Genomic DNA, 15,038 nt, shown 5'->3' on the forward strand with positions numbered 1-15,038 from the left:
TGCCGGACCACTCACTAATGGCACCTGACGAGCTCACGCTTGTGGAAAATGGTGCCATCAAGAAGTGGGCATGCCTGAGGTGCCCCGGCGGCTGTGGGGAAGTCATCAGTCTGTCGCTTAATCCCAATCAGCGGCCGCGCTGGCGGGTTTCAGAAGACTTCTGGTTGCGACCAACGGTACACCCGTCGGTCCATCAGAAGAACGAGTGCGGATGCCATTTCTGGATCAAGAATGGGCAGATCACTTGGTGTCGAAGGGGCCGACCATCCAAGCAAGCCATCGTAGAAAGGAGATAGATGGTTTTTTGACAGTGGGGTCCAGTCGAAGGCCCGCTTTGGAAGTCGTTCGAAAATTGCCTATACTACGCAGCTGACGTCCGGAATCCGCCCGTGGGTGCCGAATCCATATCCAGCGGGTCCTGTCTATCGGGGGCAGTTCTTGGAAATGTGAAAACATGCCACCTTAATGAACAAGCACCCCTTAAAGGGCTCAAAGTTAGTGGAAGTTGCGTTTCTACCCGACAAAAGTTGCAACTCTCGCCGGACAAGTTGCGGTTCATGCCGGACGACACAAAAGGACGGCTCAATTGTATATATGACAATGGCAAGCTTGGCAAAATCTAGCATCTAGGTTGGACGGCATCTCATTGGCGATTGCTCACCGCTCTTCACATTTGTCCATCAAGGCCTCCTCGACTTGATCTCGCAATCTGCGCGCCTTGGCGCTGCTACTAGCCATCCAGATCCCAGCTAACCAATAGCTAGTGACAGTCAGAATTGATCCAAATGCCGCAATGTGCCAAGACGTCAATCCAACTGATCCACCCGTGCGCGAACTACCAGCTATGGTTAGGAAAACGAATAGACCAATTATTGCGCCGATAACCATAATCTGAAGCGTATTCGTGATCCTCGATCCAGGGTTCTCGTCGATTGGAACAATGATCCAGCTATCAATGCTTTGTTGTGTTGAAGCATTCGCGACGCGTAGCAAGTCATTTTTGCCGGATCGAAAGACCAAGGCCACTTCATGTCCAACGGCAACCTCGCCGAGGAGCTTATGACTGAAACGATGCTCGCGACCATCAAGTAGGCAAAGCCAAATGTCAGGAACGCTGTTGAGCGATACATGACCTGTTTTCTGATCGACGCGCCCGCTATATACTTGGGTGTTTACTGACTTCACGACACCACGGTAGACAGCTAACCTGGCAGGCATCTGGTTGCCCTTTCATCCATGGGTGAATGAAGAGACACTCCGGTTAGAGCCCAGCTAACTTCCCATGTCAGCGCCTGCACCGCCCTCCATGCGTCTGTTGCTGAAGCCCTGTTATTGTACGACGACTTATAGCGAGCCGGTGATCTTACCGTTTGGCGAGTTTGTGCCCCTAACTTTGCAAGAATTGCAGGTAGATGACCGCCATCGCGCTGTATCTCGAACAGACGGGCGTTCGGAAGCTGACTTTTCAGCACGGGGGCTGCAAAGAAGCAGTCCCGGCCCGCCTTGCGTTCGTCAAGTTGGTCATCGAAACCGGTCACGAGACCCAGTGTCGGGACACTTCTGCTAAGGCGAAGCTCCTTAAGGGCGCACGAGCTTTGCGCCGCTCCCTTTTTGTCTGTGAATGGTGCAATCAATAAGTCACTTTGCTCAATAGCAACCGATTGAATGTCACCCAATTCCCCACCGACATCGATCAGCGCAATGTCGAAGATATCCATTCTTTTTTGCCGTGAAAGTTCGTCGGTAAGAGCGGTTGAAGACGACGGTGCACGAAAGCCAACGTCGGGCAACTCTTGGTCATCAATTTCCAGACTGTAGATCAAGTCTGCAAGCGAACTGCTAGCGCAGCTGAGCGTTGAAGCGTCGATGACAAGTATGGACTTGCCTTGGTCCAGAAAGCCTGAAGCCAACGCCAACAACGCAGTCGTGCGGTTAGCTTCGGCAATTGGCGAAAAGAACGTGATGGTTCGCATGGTTAGTTCACCCCCGTTTTGGGGTTAAACCTATATTGGGAGTAGCTGAATCTGTCGAGTAAAAAAGGCACGCAGATTTGGCGGGAACGGTCCATTCAAAGGCTTATCAGGATGTTTTGCGTTCTCTGGTTGCTCTGCGTGCGGAGGCAGGGCTCTCTCAAGCTGACCTCGCTAAGAAACTGAGAAAGCCTCCCTCCTTCGTTGGCAAGTACGAGCTCGGCGAGAGGCGATTGGATATTATTGAGCTTCTCGTAATACTGAATGAACTGGAAACCGACTTCATCACGTTCTGGACTGCCTCAGGTGCTGAGCTGCCTAGATCTTTATAGTTGCTAACCAGACAACATAAAACGCGTGGCAACAGATCTATCGTTAAGAATGCAGCAAATCTTGATTATGGAAGTTCCTTATGACCAAAGAGCTCACGATAGCGGCAATAGTGCCTAACTATCGTGACCCGTCATAGCTTCAAATAAAATGGTGAGCCGTGATGGGTTCGAACCATCGACCTACTGATTAAAAGTCAGTTGCTCTACCAACTGAGCTAACGGCCCACTAGACGCGCTACTTAGAAAGGCGGGCGGGTGCGGTCAAGCCCCAAATGCTGCCCGGTGCTGGATAACTTGTCTGCCTTGGCCTATATCGCCGCCATGACCACCAACGACTCATCATATTTGCCCTTTATGAAGATGCATGGGCTGGGCAACGACTTTGTTGTCGTGGACGAACGGGGAATCAGCCCGCGCGTCGATGAGGCTGTGGCGATTGCCATCGCCGATCGGCATCGGGGGGTTGGTTTTGATCAGCTCGCTGTGCTGTCTGAGACACCTGATGCAGATGTGCGACTGGTATTTTGGAATAGTGATGGATCACAGGCAGGGGCCTGCGGCAACGCGACCCGCTGCATCGCGCGTCATATCATGGACCAGACTGGCGCTAGCGCGCTGACCCTGCAAACCGAGCGCGGTATCTTGCAAGCGGTGGATGCTGGCAACGGCCTCATGTCGGTCAATATGGGCCAGCCGCAACTGGATTGGCAGGATGTGCCTTTGGCAAGCGAGATGGACACACTTGAACTACCCATAGACGGGGCGCCAACGGCAACCGGCATGGGCAACCCGCATTGCACCTTCTTTGTTGATAATGCCGAGGCGGTTGATCTGGCCGCCAAAGGTGCGGAGCTGGAGCATCACCCACTTTATCCCGAACGCACCAATGTGCAGTTTGCCAGCCTCATTGCCACTGATCACCTGCGCATGCGCGTATGGGAGCGGGGCGTCGGGATCACGTTGGCCTCTGGCTCTTCTTCCTGCGCCACCGCCGTGGCCGCTGTCCGTCGTGGTTTGACGGGCCGTGATGTGACGATTGATCTTGATGGTGGCACCTTGCAGGTCAGCTGGCGCGATGATGGGGTCTGGATGACCGGCCCGACCGCCCATGTTTTTGACGGGCAATGGCGTTTGTCATGACGCAAGCCCCGCTCTTTTCCAACCACGGCTGCCGTCTGAACGCCTATGAGACCGAGGCGATGAAAGAGCTTGCCACTGCCGCGGGCGTCGACAATGCGATTGTTGTGAACACCTGTGCGGTCACCTCCGAGGCTGTGCGCAAGGCCCGTCAGGATATCCGTAAGCTGCGCCGCGATAACCCGGATGCAAAGCTGATCGTCACAGGATGTGCAGCGCAAACCGAACCCGACACTTTCGCCAGGATGGATGAGGTTGATGTCGTTCTTGGCAATACTGAGAAGATGAACCCTGCGACTTGGGCGCAGATGGCCCCTGATCTGATTGGCCAGACCGAGCCCGTGCAGGTCGATGACATCATGTCGGTTACCGAAACCGCCGGGCACCTGATTGATGGGTTTGGCACCCGGAGCCGTGCCTATGTGCAGGTCCAGAACGGCTGCGACCACCGCTGCACCTTTTGCATTATCCCCTATGGTCGCGGCAATTCACGCTCTGTCCCGGCGGGTGTTGTTGTCGACCAGATCAAGCGGCTGGTGGATAAAGGATATAACGAGGTCGTCCTGACCGGTGTTGACTTGACCAGTTGGGGTGCCGATCTTCCGTCAGAACCGAAACTCGGCGATCTGGTCATGCGCATCCTGAAACTGGTGCCGGACCTGCCGCGTTTGCGTATCAGTTCGATTGACAGCATCGAGGTGGATGAAAACCTGCTCTGCGCTATTGCGACCGAGCCGCGTTTGATGCCGCATCTGCATCTGTCATTACAGCATGGCGACGACATGATCCTGAAACGGATGAAACGCCGCCACCTACGCGATGAAGCCATCGCCTTTTGCCAAGAGGCGCGCAAGCTGCGCCCTGAAATGACCTATGGCGCAGATATCATCGCAGGTTTCCCCACCGAAACGGATGAGATGTTCGCCAATTCCCTTGCGCTAGTAAAGGAATGCGATCTGACCTGGCTGCATGTCTTCCCTTATTCGCCGCGCCCCGGCACACCCGCTGCCCGGATGCCGCAGGTCAATGGCAAGTTGATCAAGGAACGCGCGGCTGCTTTGCGCGCCGCTGGCACCGCGCAGGTGGATCAGCATCTCAAGGCGCAGGCGGGCAAGACCCATCACATCCTGATGGAAAACGCCCGTATGGGCCGGACTGAACAATTTACCGAAGTGCTGTTTTCCACCGACCAACCCGAAAGCCAGATCGTGCAGGCCCGGATCACCGGGGTGGCTGGCCAGCAACTGACAGCATGAGCAGGCTGCCGATCCTTTGGAGTTTTCGCCGCTGCCCTTATGCCATGCGCGCGCGGCTTGCGATCCAATCAAGCGGGCAACAGGTTCAGCTTCAGGAAATCCTGCTGAAAGACAAACCCGCACCCTTTCTTGCGGCTTCGCCCAAGGGCACCGTGCCAGTCGTGCAAGACGGTGACAAAGTGATCGAGGAAAGCCGCGACGTGATGCTTTGGGCATTAGGCCGTAACGACCCCGAAGGCTGGCTGGACATGCCAGCCGGCGGCTACGCCTTGATCGACGAAAACGACGGCCCTTTCAAAAGCGCGCTGGACCACACCAAATACGCTGTCCGCTTTCCTGATCGCGATGAAGTGGCCGAACGGGCAGAGGCGTTGGTGTTTCTGACCAAGCTGAACGCACTTCTGTCGGACGCGCCCTTTCTATTGGGGCAACAGCGCACCTTGGCCGATATGGCGATCCTGCCGTTTGTGCGTCAATTCGCCAACACGGATCGCGCTTGGTTTGATGCGCAGGGGTTGGGTCCGCTGACGCAATGGCTCGATGATTTCCTTACTTCTGACCGCTTTCGCGCGATCATGACAAAATATCCGCCTTGGCAAGCGGGGCAGGATCAGGTCTTGTTTCCTTAACACCAGACAAGGACCCAGACCCATGCAACTCCTCATCTCCCCTGCCTCGCCATTCGTCCGAAAAGTGCGCGTCTTGATCCGCGAGGCGGACCTTATGGATACGGTCGAAGAGGTGACTGTGACCACAACACCCATGGCATCGGCACCCGAGGTCGTGGCTGCCAATCCCATGGGCAAAATTCCCGCTCTGATACGCGCAGATGGCCCCGGCATTTATGATAGCCGGGTGATCACACGTTTTCTGGACGATCTGGCCGGCGCGAACCTCTATCCTCAAAGCCGCATCTGGGAAATTCTGACGCTAGAGGCGACGGCGGATGCGATCATGGATGCGGCGGTTGCCATGTCTTATGAGGCGCGCCTGCGGCCAGAAGAACAACAATCCGCAGACTGGGTCGAAGCGCAATGGGCCAAGGCTGCACGCGGTATTGCGGCCATCAACAGCCGATGGATGAGTCACCTGTCGGGTCCGTTGAACATAGGGCAAATTGGTATGGCTTGCGCGCTCTCCTATATCGACCTGCGGCACGACACCCGTGGATGGCGTAATGGCAATGAGGCTTTGGCGAACTGGCATGTCGGCTTTGCCGCGCGGGACAGCATGGTCGCGACAAATCCAGAGTGATTGGGCCTAGAAGTTAAAGCTTACGCCAAAGTTGACCGCATTGGTCACGACATCAGCGTCCAAGGTGCCACCGCTATCCAGATCGGCGGTGTTGGCGGAAAACGTGCCTTTATATTCACCAAAGACCGACCATTGGCCGTTAATTGGCATGGACGCACCCGCAATCCAAGTCGCCGCAGGACCGGTCAATTGATACCCAGACGTGTCAGAGCCGCCATTCGCAACTGCGACCTGAGGGACAGCGACACCGATGCCGCCACCAACATAGGGCGATACATCCCCAACCACATCATTCCACCGGCGATAAGCATTCACGGTCAATGTGTTGAGCTCGTCAGTGACTTCCAACGCATCATAGCCGTCGGGCAGTGACCCTTTGGTTGGGGGGACACGATTATGTGCAAAGTCCAGGCCATAGCCAAAGGTCGGCGACTGCCAGCGCGTTGCCCTAATTCCATAGTATGGCGGGTTGCCAAAGGACTGTGCGTTCCAATCCTGCGAAAAATCACCTTCGCCGATTTCGGTATCACGAATCGAAACGTCAGAAGAGGGCGCTGACTGCACACCACCATAAAAGCTCAACTGCACATCCGCAGATGCCGGAGCAGCCCAAAGGCCGATGCACAAAGTGATTGTGCGTATCATCTAAAAAGTCCCGAAGCGAGTAGCAACGTCTGGGGTAAACGCGCCACTGCACCCTGACAACAAAACATTAACCGTGGTTTAAGGGAGGATGCGCCATTGTGGCCGGGCTGTCACAAACTCTTGCCAATATGGGTTTTTTCCGCCGATCTCTTACGAATTTCGATGGTTTGCTGTGCATTTTAGCTGTCGTAAAACGGACCATGCCGGTGCGGAGGTTTGTTCGCAAGAAACTGATTCTCGGCATGAGATTAACGATCTGTTTTGTGTTAGCGCATAACATACAAGACATGTCGGCCTGCGCCCGATTGTCCGCTGGACCTCGATAGGTTTGATAGTTAAACAGCGCTGAAATTGACCGATGTAGGCATCGGGCTATTTTTTGGTGCGGGCAGACAAGCCCATCATAAGAATCGGAGATGCATCCCGTGTCACATGCAGATGATCATCAGGGCACACGCCGCGACTTTCTTTATTATGCAACCGCTGGTGCGGGTGTTGTAATGACGGGTGCCGCTGTGTGGCCGCTGGTAAACCAGATGAACCCTTCCGCCGATGTATTGGCGCTCGCTTCGATCCGCGTTGATGTCAGCGCGATTGAGCCCGGAACACAGATTACTGTTCTCTGGCAGGGCAAACCCGTCTTTATCCGGTCCCGGACCGAAGAAGAGATCGCCGAAGCGCGTGCCGTTGATGTGAGTGATCTGCCTGATGCCGACGCCAACAATGATAACCTTGGCGCTGTCCCTGCAACCGACGAAAACCGCGCCCTGACCGAAGATGGTCAGTGGCTGGTTCAGATGGGTGTATGTACCCACCTTGGGTGTGTGCCGCTGGGCGATGCTGGCGATTTTCACGGCTGGTTCTGCCCGTGCCACGGGTCGCACTACGACACATCCGGCCGGATCCGCAAAGGGCCCGCGCCGCGCAACCTGCCTATTCCTGTCGCGTCCTTTGTGGACGAAACAACCATTCAACTCGGTTAAGGAGAGAACCCCATGTCCGGTATCCCCCACGACCATTACGAGCCGAATTCAAACGGCGAAAAGTGGCTGCACAAGCGTCTGCCTATCGTCGGTCTGATCTATGACACCCTGATGTTACCCACACCCAAGAACCTGAACTGGATGTGGATCTGGGGTATCGTTCTTGTTTTCACACTGGTGCTGCAGATCGTCACCGGTATCGTGCTGGTGATGCACTATGTGCCGCACGTTGATATGGCGTTCCAATCGGTTGAGCATATCATGCGCAACGTGAATGGCGGCCATATGATCCGCTACTTCCATATGAATGGCGCGTCGCTTTTCTTTGTGGCTGTCTATGCGCACATCTTCCGGTCGCTTTACTATGGGTCATACAAATCACCGCGCGAGGTGACATGGATCATCGGTATGTTGATGTATGTGCTGATGATGGGCACCGCGTTCATGGGCTACGTTTTGCCGTGGGGTCAAATGTCGTTCCACGGTACGGCTGTTATCACAGGCCTGTTCGGTGCGATCCCGTTCATTGGTGAATCGGTCCAAATCTGGCTGTTGGGTACGCCAAACGGTTCGATCTCGCAGCCTGCGCTGAACCGCTTCTTCTCGTTGCACTATCTGCTGCCTTTCATCCTGCTGGGTCTGACCATCGTGCACGTCTGGGCGTTCCACACCACAGGCAACAACAACCCAACGGGTGTTGAGGTGCGTCGCACATCGAAAGAAGACGCAGCCAAAGACACGCTGCCGTTCTGGCCGTACTTTGTGATAAAGGATCTGTTTGCATTGGCTATCATCCTTGCGGTGTTCGTTGCAGTCGTCGGCTTTATGCCAAACTATCTGGGTCACCCCGACAACTACATCCCGGCGAACCCGCTGGTGACACCGTCGCATATTGTGCCGGAATGGTACTTCTTGCCATTCTACGCGATCCTGCGTGCCTTTGATCAAGAGGTCTGGTTGGTGATCGCGGTGAACTGGCTGACCTTCGGCATTATCGACGCCAAGTTCTTTGGTGTTGTCGCGATGTTTGGTGCGATCGTCGTGATGGCGCTGGCACCGTGGTTGGATACATCCACTGTCAGGTCCGGTCGCTATCGCCCGATGTTTAAGTGGTGGTTCTGGCTGTTTGCGGTAAACTTCATGCTGCTGATGTGGGTTGGTGCCCGCCCAGCCGAAGGTATCTATCCCTACATTGCTTTGATTGGTTCGACCTACTGGTTTGCGTACTTCCTTGTGATCCTGCCGTTGCTTGGTGTGATCGAGAAGCCAAATACACCACCTGCAACCATCGAAGACGACTTCAACGCGCACTATGCGCCGAAAGGTGACGGCGCCAAGCCTGTTGCCAGCCCGGCCGAGTGAGAGAGGACCAAGACTGATGTTCCGTAAATTCACACTCACCGCTGCTGCAGCGCTTGCCCTCACCGCGGGGCAGGCGATGGCTGCCGAGATCGAGACAGAGATCACAGACTATGCCTTCCCGTTTGAGGGGCCATTTGGCAGCTATGACCAGATGCAGCTGCAGCGCGGCTTGCAGGTTTACACCGAAATCTGTGCGTCCTGCCACGGTTTGGAAATCGTCGCATTCCGCAACCTGTCTGATGAAGGTGGCCCCGGCCTTCCCGAAGATCAGATGCGTGCCTATGCGGAATTCTACGAAGTGTTTGACCAAGCCTTGTTTGATGGCGAAGGTGATTTCCGTCCGGCAACGCCTGCGGATTTCTTCCCAAGTTCAAACGTATCCAACGCACCGGACCTAAGCCTGATGGCCAAAGCCCGCGCAGGCTTCCACGGGCCTTATGGCACCGGTATCAGCCAGTTCGTCAACGGTATGGGCGGTGCTGAGTACATTGCGTCGCTGATGACCGGCTATCATGAAGAGCCTGAGTGCGCGCTGGAAGGCGAGCCGATGGACGGTTTCTATAATGTTGCCTTTGCGGCGGGTGGCTTCCCTGAAAGCTGCATCGACGAAAAGGGCAAGCACATGGTGCCGGGCAGCTGGATTGCTATGTCACAGCCGCTTTGGGGCGATGATGTTGAGTTCGCTGATGGCCATTCCACTGAGCTGGAAGATGTCGCACAGGATGTTGCAGCGTTCCTGATGTGGACAGCTGAACCCAAACTGGTGGCACGCAAGCAAGCGGGCCTGACTGGTGTGCTGTTCCTGACCGTTCTGTCTGTGTTGCTGTACCTGACAAACAAGCGTCTTTGGGCACCGCATAAGCACAAAGACTGAGTCAGCGCGAAATATTTTACGAAGAGGCCCGCCAATATGGCGGGCCTCTTTCGTTCATAGATAGCCAGCTTAGCCCAGATATGCCTGAAGTGCGGGGGGCGGATTATCAAGGAGATCTTGGGTCGCTATGGGCGCTGCAACTTGCCCATCCGTAACCAGTGCCACCATATCTGCAATGCGCCGGGCATCCGCTGGATCATGTGTGACCATGATGATCGTTTTGCCGTTGGCGACCAGCTTTGAACGCACAAGATCTAACATTTCATCCTTGAGTGCGGGTCCCAATGCCGCAAACGGTTCATCCAAAAGCACGATTGCCCGATCGGCAACAAGAACCCGCGCAAGCGCGACGCGGCTTTGTTGTCCGCCAGATAAGGCGCTTGGCTTGCGGTCTTCGAACCCTTGCAGCCCGACATCATTTAGCGCTGCCATCACAGCTGCTTGGTCCTGGGAGGTCAGCCGTAAGTCCGGCCGCAAACCAAGTCCGACGTTTTGTGCCGCAGAGAGATGTGGAAAGAGGTTGTTGTCCTGGAACAGCATACTGACCGGGCGTTCACCGGGGGCCGTCGCGGTCAACTCCGTATCACCCCAAATCACCGCGCCAGATGTCGGCGACAAAAAACCGGCAATCGCTGCTAGCAACGTTGATTTTCCAGCACCCGATGGTCCAATCAGCGCAACAGCTTTGCCCGCTGCAAAGGCCACATCCGCGCTGAGTGTAAATGCCCCTTGCTGCAGGCGCAGGTCGCTACATTTCAGCATTGGTACGTCCCCATCGATCACATAGCCAAAACATGGCAAAGCTGAGCGCAACAAGTAAAAGCGCCGCACTTGCTGCCGTGTCCATCCGGTAAGCCCCCATCAAACGGTACATTGCCAAAGGCAGCGTTTCTTCGGATTGTCCGGCAAACAGGGCAATGACACCTAGGTCACCCATAGACAGCGCAGCCCCCAGGCCCGCTGCAAATCCCAACGGTCGTCTGACCCGCGGGAGCACCACCAGCCGTATCCACGACCATCCTGTCATGTCTAAAGAGAGGGCCAAGCGGCCGAAGTCATCCTTGATTTGCGCGACCGCCGGCGACAGTGATCTGAACGCAAAGGGCAAAGCCAACGTCGCATTTACCAGTATCGTCACGGGCAGCGCGACGTCTGCTGGACGAACAAATGGAAAGACCAACAAGAACATGCCGGTGCCGACAACCAATCCGGAGGCAGCAAGCGGCATGACCCCAACGACAGAGACCATGACACCGCCACGCAGCGCCAATGCAAGCGCCATGAGGACGCAAAGCACGGACGATCCGATTGCCACGCCGATTGACCGCAACGCAGCCGTCCAAATGGTGCTGGGCATATCAAGAAAGTTCGGCAAACCGCGCAGAATGATCATCGCCAAAGGAAGCAACAAGAACACTGCAGCCATCGCGATAACTGCATAGTCAACGGCGGGGCGTGAAACGTCCCACCGCTGCACCACACGGTCTAAACCTGCACCAACAGGGTCATTCCCGGTCACGCGCCATGCCAAGGCCGCCGCCAGCACGCAAAGCGCGAATTGAATACAGGCCAGTAGTGCGGCGCGCCCCAGATCGAAATCAAAACGCACGGCTTGATAGATCGCCAGTTCGACCGTTGTCGCGCGGGGACCGCCGCCCATCGTCAGGGCAACCGCGAAACTCGTCAGACAAATAAGAAAGATTACAAGGAAAGTACTCGGCACAACGGCCCGTAGCATCGGCCATTCCAATAGGCGCCCCACTGGTGCATTCAGCGATGCCGCCAGTCGAAAGCGCTCTGCTGGAATTGACAGCCAGCCTTGAAGAATGAACCGCACAGCGAGCGGCATGTTAAAGAAAACATGCGCCAAGACGACACCGTGCAGACCAAAGATGGAGATTGGCTCAAACCCAAGCCAAACCAATCCGTCATTTAATATCCCGCCACGTCCAAAAATCGCCAGAAGCCCAAGAACCGCAACGATAACCGGCAAAAGGAAAGGGGCGCCCAAAAGTGTGATAAGCAATTGCCGCCCGTTGAACCGGCGCCTTGCAAGCGCGCGTGCAACGGGGATGGCGAACAGAACACTCAGCAGTGCGGATAGCAGAGATTGGACGACGGTAAACCTGATTGCAGCCCAATCAGCAGCAGCCAGGCCGCCGTCCCATTCAGCACGCCAGGCCACAGCGCCCAGCGTGCCAAAGGTCAACACAAGCACCAGCGCCGCTGCGACGACGCTGGGCCAGCGCGCTGTTACTGGGACAGCGCTGTGCGCCATTCGTCTAACGCGGCATCACGCTCTGCGGCTGCATCTTCTGGTGATAGCAACAGTGACGTTGCCGGTGTCAGCAAGGTTTCAAACCCTTCTGGCAAGCCGCCCTCGGGTGTGACAGCTGGATACATCCAGTTGGTTGTCGGGATCACGCTTTGGAAGTCATCAGAAACCATGAAGGCCATGAACTGATCGGCAAGCTCGGGCTGGTCGGTACCTGCCAGTTTGCCAGCGACCTCGACCTGCATGTAGTGGCCCTCGTCAAAACCCCAAGCCACCTTGCTGTCGTCATCTTCAGCGATCAGATGATAAGCGGGGGAGGTTGTGTAGGACAGCACCGCGTCCGCCTCGCCTTCGAGGAACATGCCATATGCCTCGGACCAGCCGGAGGTAACCGTCACGATATTGTCTGACAGGTCCGTCCAAAGCGCTGGAGCTTCATCACCATATGCAGTTTTGACCCACATCAGCAGACCCAATCCGGGCGTGGACGAACGGGGGTCTTGGATCACGATTTTCGTGTCGCTATCGGCCAATGCGCGCAATGATGCGGGCGCGTCAGCCCCGGCATTGCCGACAAAGGCAAAGTAGCCCCAGTCGAAAGGCAGAAATTCCGTATCTGTCCATTCAACAGGCAGATCCAGATCAGCCTCAACACCATGTGGCGCAAAGAGTCCGGTCTCGCGGGCTGCTGCGGTTAGATTGGTGTCCAGACCCAGCACAACATCTGCTTCGGTACGTGGTCCTTCCAATTGCAGACGCGCCAACAAAGCCGCACCGTCGCCCGCACCCACAAATTGCAAATCGCAGGCGCACTCGGCTTCAAACGCGGCTTCGACAGCGGGACCCGGGCCCCATTCGGTGACAAAACTGTCGTAGGTCATAACTTGCAGCACTGGGGTCTCGGCCAATGCGCCTGAGGCACAAAGAGCAAGTCCCGCGACAGCTGGCAGATAGGTGGTGTTTCGCATCGTATCCTCCAAATGCGACGGGCGGATGTGGGGGATAGCGGGATTGCTAAACCTTCCCTCCGCCGGTCTTAACCGGTTCAGGTTCTACGGGTCCGCGCTGCGCGCATCTCAGCCAATGAATGGCCCCCCGAGGTATGTCCTAGCTAGGATGGATCAGGGTCAGACGCAAGGGAAAGCACTTGAGCCTGATTGCGGGCACCGCTAGACCCGTCTGGCAAAGGATAGAGGTCCCATGTCACTCAATAGTTTTGGTCATTTGTTCCGCTTCACCACCTGGGGTGAAAGCCACGGACCCGCGCTCGGTGCGACAGTTGACGGCTGCCCGCCGGGTGTGCCGCTTGAGGCACCAATGATCCAGCAGTGGATGGATAAACGCCGTCCCGGTCTGAACAAGAATACCACGCAGCGCAACGAACCGGACGCTGTGAAAATTCTGTCAGGTGTGTACGAAGGCAAAACGACCGGCACCCCGATCCAACTGATGATCGAAAATACCGACCAGCGGTCCAAGGACTATGGCGATATCATCAACACCTTTCGCCCCGGCCATGCCGACATCACCTATCACCAGAAATATGGCCTGCGTGATCCGCGTGGTGGCGGGCGGTCGTCTGCGCGCGAAACGGCATCACGTGTCGCCGCCGGTGGCGTCGCACGCGAGGCGATCAAGGCGATTGCGCCAGATGTGCAGATCAAAGGTTACATGACCCAGATGGGCACCAAACAGATCGACCGGTCAAAGGTTGATTGGGACCAGATCGACCAAAACGATTTCTTCTGCCCTGATGCAGAGGCAGCAGCCGAGTGGAACGATTACCTCGCATGGCTGCGCAAAGACGATCACAATTCGGTTGGGGCGATTATTGAGGTTGTCGCGCGCGGCGTCCCCACAGGGATTGGCGCACCCGTATACGCCAAGTTGGATACTGATCTGGCCGCTGCGATGATGTCGATCAACGCTGTGAAGGGTGTGGAGATCGGCGAGGGCATGGCTGCGGCAGCACTGACCGGACGTGACAACGCGGATGAGATTTTCATGGGGCCAAACGGGCCTGAATATTCCTCAAACCATGCTGGTGGCATTCTTGGCGGGATTAGCACTGGGCAGGATGTTGTTGTGCGGTTTGCGGTCAAGCCAACGTCGTCGATCCTGAGCCCACGCAAATCGATCCGTATGGATGGCTCGGCCACCGAAGTGGTGACCAAAGGCCGCCATGACCCCTGCGTTGGGATCCGCGCCGTGCCCGTTGGTGAGGCGATGATGGCTTGCGTCATCCTTGATCACCTGTTGCTGGACCGCGGGCAAACAGGCGGGGTACGTGGGCAGATCGGATGAGTGATTTGCGCGATGCCTTGCGCGTATATCTGCGCGACAGCGGCACCGCCGACAGCGCCCATGATCTTGGGCATGCAGACCGGGTGTGGCGCAATGCCCAACTGATCGCCGCTGAAGAACAGCCCAGCGACCACCGCGTTTTGACAGCGGCCTGCTACCTGCACGATTTTGTTACGCTGCCAAAGGATCATCCCGCACGCAACCAAGCTTCGCAAAGATCGGCGGAAAGGGCCGCGCCGATCCTGAAAACGCTGGGATTTTCGCCTGAAGAAATCGCCGCCTCAAAGCATGCGATTGTTGCGCATAGCTTTTCTGCCAAAACCCCACCACGCACATTGGAAGCGCGGATTGTGCAGGACGCGGACCGGATCGAGGCCCTCGGCGCGATTGGTATTGCCCGCTGCTTTGCTGTCTCGGGTGCCCTCAACCGACCGCTTTTTGATGACGAAGACCCCTTTGCAAGCAGCAGGTCGCTGGATGATGCGCAATACGCGCTTGATCATTTTGCCTGCAAATTGCTGCGCCTGCCTGACACCATGCAAACACAAGGCGGGAAAAGACTTGCACGCGAACGCGCAGAGGTGATGCGCGGGTTTCTGGATCAGCTTGCCCAAGAACTGGATGCTGCGCCAAGCGGATGGTAGGA

At 56.3% G+C, this 15,038-nt stretch carries 17 protein-coding genes, 1 tRNA gene and 1 riboswitch; of the genes, 11 read left to right on the forward strand and 7 right to left on the reverse strand.

Going from position 1 to position 15,038, the window contains the following annotated elements; all coding sequences use genetic code 11:
• Positions 1-17 precede the first annotated feature (17 nt).
• Positions 18-296 carry a ubiquitination-like system serine protease family protein gene (locus ACZ1G5_RS09700; protein WP_472732641.1) on the forward strand — a complete coding sequence of 93 codons (279 nt, stop codon included), beginning with the start codon at positions 18-20 and terminating at the stop codon, positions 294-296.
• Positions 297-657: 361 nt separating this feature from the next.
• Here the strand turns inward: ACZ1G5_RS09700 and ACZ1G5_RS09705 are convergent, their stop codons facing one another.
• Positions 658-1,218, reverse strand: a complete 561-nt coding sequence (locus tag ACZ1G5_RS09705) for a hypothetical protein (RefSeq protein WP_472732642.1) — start codon at positions 1,216-1,218, stop codon at positions 658-660.
• Entirely contained in the window at positions 1,203-1,973 is a 771-nt protein-coding gene (locus ACZ1G5_RS09710; protein WP_472732643.1) for a ParA family protein, read from the reverse strand. Before ACZ1G5_RS09710 ends, ACZ1G5_RS09705 begins: the two co-directional genes overlap by 16 nt.
• 116 nt (positions 1,974-2,089) lie before the next feature.
• On the opposite strand from ACZ1G5_RS09710, the gene ACZ1G5_RS09715 reads away from it, so the two are divergent.
• Complete coding sequence (locus ACZ1G5_RS09715; protein ID WP_472734312.1) at positions 2,090-2,302, forward strand: helix-turn-helix domain-containing protein; 213 nt, start codon at positions 2,090-2,092, stop codon at positions 2,300-2,302.
• A 149-nt stretch (positions 2,303-2,451) separates the two neighbouring features.
• Here the strand turns inward: ACZ1G5_RS09715 and ACZ1G5_RS09720 are convergent.
• Positions 2,452-2,527 (reverse strand) — tRNA-Lys (locus tag ACZ1G5_RS09720).
• A 96-nt stretch (positions 2,528-2,623) separates the two neighbouring features.
• On the opposite strand from ACZ1G5_RS09720, the gene dapF reads away from it, so the two are divergent.
• From dapF to ACZ1G5_RS09740, 4 genes are read left to right on the forward strand one after another with little or no spacing between them, the layout of a single operon-like run.
• Positions 2,624-3,442, forward strand: coding sequence for a diaminopimelate epimerase (gene dapF, locus ACZ1G5_RS09725; RefSeq protein WP_472732644.1), 819 nt, complete (start codon positions 2,624-2,626; stop codon positions 3,440-3,442).
• Complete coding sequence (gene mtaB, locus ACZ1G5_RS09730) at positions 3,427-4,695, forward strand: tRNA (N(6)-L-threonylcarbamoyladenosine(37)-C(2))-methylthiotransferase MtaB (RefSeq protein ID WP_472732645.1); 1,269 nt, start codon at positions 3,427-3,429, stop codon at positions 4,693-4,695. Before dapF ends, mtaB begins: the two co-directional genes overlap by 16 nt.
• Positions 4,692-5,324, forward strand: coding sequence for a glutathione S-transferase (locus ACZ1G5_RS09735; protein WP_472732646.1), 633 nt, complete (start codon positions 4,692-4,694; stop codon positions 5,322-5,324). Before mtaB ends, ACZ1G5_RS09735 begins: the two co-directional genes overlap by 4 nt.
• A 22-nt stretch (positions 5,325-5,346) precedes the next feature.
• Positions 5,347-5,949, forward strand: coding sequence for a glutathione S-transferase family protein (locus tag ACZ1G5_RS09740; RefSeq protein ID WP_472732647.1), 603 nt, complete (start codon positions 5,347-5,349; stop codon positions 5,947-5,949).
• A gap of 6 nt (positions 5,950-5,955) precedes the next feature.
• Here ACZ1G5_RS09740 and ACZ1G5_RS09745 read toward each other — a convergent pair whose 3' ends face one another.
• Positions 5,956-6,594: an outer membrane protein gene (locus tag ACZ1G5_RS09745; protein WP_472732648.1), complete on the reverse strand. Its 639-nt coding sequence runs from the start codon at positions 6,592-6,594 to the stop codon at positions 5,956-5,958.
• Positions 6,595-7,019: 425 nt separating this feature from the next.
• On the opposite strand from ACZ1G5_RS09745, the gene petA reads away from it, so the two are divergent.
• The 3 genes from petA to ACZ1G5_RS09760 are packed head-to-tail and all read left to right on the forward strand — an operon-like array spanning position 7,020 to position 9,813.
• Complete coding sequence (gene petA, locus ACZ1G5_RS09750) at positions 7,020-7,577, forward strand: ubiquinol-cytochrome c reductase iron-sulfur subunit (protein ID WP_472732649.1); 558 nt, start codon at positions 7,020-7,022, stop codon at positions 7,575-7,577.
• 12 nt (positions 7,578-7,589) lie between these two features.
• On the forward strand, positions 7,590-8,939 hold the full coding sequence (locus tag ACZ1G5_RS09755; protein WP_472732650.1) for a cytochrome b: 1,350 nt from the start codon (positions 7,590-7,592) through the stop codon (positions 8,937-8,939).
• A 16-nt stretch (positions 8,940-8,955) separates the two neighbouring features.
• Positions 8,956-9,813, forward strand: coding sequence for a cytochrome c1 (locus tag ACZ1G5_RS09760; protein ID WP_472732651.1), 858 nt, complete (start codon positions 8,956-8,958; stop codon positions 9,811-9,813).
• 69 nt (positions 9,814-9,882) lie between these two features.
• On the opposite strand, the gene ACZ1G5_RS09765 is transcribed toward ACZ1G5_RS09760, so the two are convergent.
• From ACZ1G5_RS09765 to thiB, 3 genes are read right to left on the reverse strand one after another with little or no spacing between them, the layout of a single operon-like run.
• On the reverse strand, positions 9,883-10,575 hold the full coding sequence (locus ACZ1G5_RS09765; protein WP_472732652.1) for a thiamine ABC transporter ATP-binding protein: 693 nt from the start codon (positions 10,573-10,575) through the stop codon (positions 9,883-9,885).
• Positions 10,562-12,091, reverse strand: coding sequence for a thiamine/thiamine pyrophosphate ABC transporter permease ThiP (locus tag ACZ1G5_RS09770; RefSeq protein WP_472732653.1), 1,530 nt, complete (start codon positions 12,089-12,091; stop codon positions 10,562-10,564). Before ACZ1G5_RS09770 ends, ACZ1G5_RS09765 begins: the two co-directional genes overlap by 14 nt.
• The gene (gene thiB / locus ACZ1G5_RS09775) at positions 12,067-13,056 is read right to left on the reverse strand and encodes a thiamine ABC transporter substrate binding subunit (protein ID WP_472732654.1); all 990 of its coding nucleotides are present in this window, start codon (positions 13,054-13,056) and stop codon (positions 12,067-12,069) included. The genes ACZ1G5_RS09770 and thiB overlap by 25 nt, the downstream gene beginning before the upstream one ends.
• Positions 13,057-13,093: 37 nt before the next feature.
• A riboswitch (TPP riboswitch) is annotated at positions 13,094-13,196 on the reverse strand.
• A gap of 92 nt (positions 13,197-13,288) precedes the next feature.
• On the opposite strand from thiB, the gene aroC reads away from it, so the two are divergent.
• Both aroC and ACZ1G5_RS09785 read left to right on the forward strand, forming a co-directional pair.
• Entirely contained in the window at positions 13,289-14,392 is a 1,104-nt protein-coding gene (aroC, locus tag ACZ1G5_RS09780) for a chorismate synthase (protein WP_472732655.1), read from the forward strand.
• Positions 14,389-15,036 carry an HD domain-containing protein gene (locus ACZ1G5_RS09785; RefSeq protein WP_472732656.1) on the forward strand — a complete coding sequence of 216 codons (648 nt, stop codon included), beginning with the start codon at positions 14,389-14,391 and terminating at the stop codon, positions 15,034-15,036. The genes aroC and ACZ1G5_RS09785 overlap by 4 nt, the downstream gene beginning before the upstream one ends.
• Positions 15,037-15,038 lie beyond the last annotated feature (2 nt).

The organism is Yoonia sp. JB2-21, from assembly GCF_055693545.1.

Excerpts from the sequence above, each read along its gene's own strand:
- ACZ1G5_RS09740 (WP_472732647.1), top strand. The coding sequence starts at position 5,347 with ATGCAACTCCTCATCTCCCCTGCCTCGCCATTCGTCCGAAAAGTGCGC.
- thiB (WP_472732654.1), bottom strand. The coding sequence starts at position 13,056 with ATGCGAAACACCACCTATCTGCCAGCTGTCGCGGGACTTGCTCTTTGT.
- dapF (WP_472732644.1), top strand. The coding sequence starts at position 2,624 with ATGACCACCAACGACTCATCATATTTGCCCTTTATGAAGATGCATGGG.
- mtaB (WP_472732645.1), top strand. The coding sequence starts at position 3,427 with ATGGCGTTTGTCATGACGCAAGCCCCGCTCTTTTCCAACCACGGCTGC.
- ACZ1G5_RS09745 (WP_472732648.1), bottom strand. The coding sequence starts at position 6,594 with ATGATACGCACAATCACTTTGTGCATCGGCCTTTGGGCTGCTCCGGCA.
- ACZ1G5_RS09705 (WP_472732642.1), bottom strand. The coding sequence starts at position 1,218 with ATGCCTGCCAGGTTAGCTGTCTACCGTGGTGTCGTGAAGTCAGTAAAC.
- ACZ1G5_RS09785 (WP_472732656.1), top strand. The coding sequence starts at position 14,389 with ATGAGTGATTTGCGCGATGCCTTGCGCGTATATCTGCGCGACAGCGGC.
- ACZ1G5_RS09755 (WP_472732650.1), top strand. The coding sequence starts at position 7,590 with ATGTCCGGTATCCCCCACGACCATTACGAGCCGAATTCAAACGGCGAA.
- ACZ1G5_RS09765 (WP_472732652.1), bottom strand. The coding sequence starts at position 10,575 with ATGCTGAAATGTAGCGACCTGCGCCTGCAGCAAGGGGCATTTACACTC.
- ACZ1G5_RS09735 (WP_472732646.1), top strand. The coding sequence starts at position 4,692 with ATGAGCAGGCTGCCGATCCTTTGGAGTTTTCGCCGCTGCCCTTATGCC.
- ACZ1G5_RS09710 (WP_472732643.1), bottom strand. The coding sequence starts at position 1,973 with ATGCGAACCATCACGTTCTTTTCGCCAATTGCCGAAGCTAACCGCACG.
- aroC (WP_472732655.1), top strand. The coding sequence starts at position 13,289 with ATGTCACTCAATAGTTTTGGTCATTTGTTCCGCTTCACCACCTGGGGT.
- ACZ1G5_RS09700 (WP_472732641.1), top strand. The coding sequence starts at position 18 with ATGGCACCTGACGAGCTCACGCTTGTGGAAAATGGTGCCATCAAGAAG.
- ACZ1G5_RS09770 (WP_472732653.1), bottom strand. The coding sequence starts at position 12,091 with ATGGCGCACAGCGCTGTCCCAGTAACAGCGCGCTGGCCCAGCGTCGTC.
- ACZ1G5_RS09760 (WP_472732651.1), top strand. The coding sequence starts at position 8,956 with ATGTTCCGTAAATTCACACTCACCGCTGCTGCAGCGCTTGCCCTCACC.